This is a genomic window from Escherichia sp. 93.0816 (genome assembly GCF_013368855.2).
Lineage (GTDB): Bacteria > Pseudomonadota > Gammaproteobacteria > Enterobacterales > Enterobacteriaceae > Escherichia > Escherichia ruysiae.
Genome location: NZ_JABWNC020000064.1, coordinates 1 through 1,398 on the forward strand (window position 1 = coordinate 1; position 1,398 = coordinate 1,398).

At 49.9% G+C, this 1,398-nt stretch carries 1 protein-coding gene and 1 pseudogene; both read left to right on the forward strand.

Annotated features, from left to right (window positions below):
* Nucleotides 1-2 precede the first annotated feature (2 nt).
* Complete coding sequence (locus tag HEM79_RS22235; protein ID WP_309491263.1) at nucleotides 3-251, forward strand: DUF4222 domain-containing protein; 249 nt, start codon at nucleotides 3-5, stop codon at nucleotides 249-251.
* Nucleotides 248-1,398, forward strand: a pseudogene (locus tag HEM79_RS22240) (DNA primase family protein); the annotation flags it as partial. The gene HEM79_RS22235 and the pseudogene HEM79_RS22240, both read left to right, overlap by 4 nt.

Below are 1,398 nucleotides of genomic sequence, written 5' to 3' on the forward strand. Positions count from 1 at the left end.
AAATTATCCCCGGCGCTATTTATCTGGATAAGAACGGTAACAGAGTAACGGTAAAAGAACTGATGTTTGACCGTGTGTATTTTATCCGTGATGGCTATTCATTTCTTAGTTCGCTGAACGTGGAGATCTTTATTTGCAGATTCCGGCGGAAAATCCCGACTTCCAGAAATAACCATGTGTCACGTGTGGATGTGGATAAAAAACTACAGGAACTGAAAAACATGATTGCCGCGTGGAGAGAGCAGAAATGAAAAAAGCGCCAAATTTAAAACACCAGCCGCGTGACAAAATGACGGAAGTCATCATTTTTGCGGGTAGTGATGCGTGGGCACATGCGAAGCAGTGGCAGGAACAGGACGGGCGACTGGCTGGCGATAACGTGCCACCTGTCTGGCTTGGAGAGCAACAACTTGCCGAACTGGACAACCTGCAAATCGTACCGGACGGACGCTATCGCGTGCGTCTCTACCAGGCGGGGTTATTGCGTCCGGGGCTTGTTAATACCATCGGGCAGAAACTGGCAGTGGCAGGTGTCAGGGATGCTGATTATTACCCTGAAGGAATGCACAGCCAGAAACGGGAGAACTGGCGCGAATATCTGGAACGTGAACGGGCAGAGCAGGCGGAAAAGAAAAAGGTAGTTGAACTGCCTGTAAAGAAAAAAGAGCGGGTAAAAGACGATAACGCTTCATCACTGGCGCTTAACCAGATGGGAGCAAGTCAACGCGGCGAAGTTCTCCTGGCACATTATGGCGGTGAACTGGCGATTCATGCTGACTCTGACACTGTTCACCATTACAACGGCGTTGTATGGGAGCCAGTACAGGATAAAGAATTACAGCGAGCTATGGCACAGATTTTCATTGATGCGGAGATCAGCTATTCGCAGAACGCCATTAAATCGGCGGTCGATACCATGAAGTTAAGTTTGCCTGTAATGGGGAATACAGCCCGTAACCTGATTGGATTCAGTAACGGGGTATTTGATACCAGAACAGGTAATTTTCGGGAGCATAACAAAAACGACTGGTTGTTAATTGCCAGTGAATTACCTTTCAGCCCACCAGCAGAGGGGGAAACGCTGGCAACACATGCGCCGAATTTCTGGAAGTGGTTACGCCGTTCGGTGGCTGAGAATGACCGCAAGGCGGATCGCGTACTGGCTGCATTATTCATGGTGCTGGCGAACCGGTACGACTGGCAGTTATTCATTGAGGTAACAGGTCCAGGGGGAAGTGGTAAAAGCGTGATGGCGGAGATTTGCACCATGCTGGCGGGTAAGGCTAATACAGTATCAGCGAGCATGAAGGCGCTGGAAGATGCAAGGGAACGCGCGTTAGTGGTTGGCTTTTCGCTGATTATCATGCCGGATATGACCCGCTACGCTGGTGATGGGGC